Genomic DNA, 510 nt, shown 5'->3' with positions numbered 1-510 from the left:
GCATAACAACCCCTAAAACTCAAGGCAATACTCATATTTTTGGTATAATGTAACACTTGCAATATACGAATTAATATTATATAATGTTCTAGTGTCGGGGCGTGGCGCAGCTTGGTAGCGCGCTTGACTGGGGGTCAAGAGGTCGCAGGTTCAAATCCTGTCGCTCCGACCATTAAAAAGTAAGTAACCACGGGAGGTTTAACCCTCGTGGTTTTTTGTGTCATACAATAATCGCTTGCCGCTTTTTGCAATTTGGAAAATATGATAAGATATAAAAAAGATCGTAAAGAAGGGGGCACACATGATGCGCAAACAACAAATTCACAATGGTGGATGAGTTGCCTGAGCATTTGAGGAAACAGTCTCAAAGTTTTTGGAGTTTTTACTGCGAGGGCTGGATAACGAGCCTTTGATCCAGGAAGAAATCCTTGCCATTACCCAATCTGAAAAAGATATTGCGGGGAGGGCGTACTATCAGCCTGGATGATTATATAGCAGGAAAGCGTATAT

The 510-nt window shown here is 42.0% G+C and carries 1 tRNA gene; it reads left to right on the top strand.

Annotated features, from left to right (window positions below):
* Nucleotides 1-95 precede the first annotated feature (95 nt).
* Nucleotides 96-172 (top strand) — tRNA-Pro (locus SCJ97_11775).
* Nucleotides 173-510: the final 338 nt, after the last annotated feature.

It is taken from the genome of Bacillota bacterium, from assembly GCA_033549065.1.
In the GTDB taxonomy this organism is placed as follows: domain Bacteria; phylum Bacillota; class Dethiobacteria; order DTU022; family DTU022; genus JAWSUE01.
The sequence above is the reverse complement of the archived record's forward strand: the minus strand, read 5'-3'. Positions and strand labels throughout refer to the sequence as shown.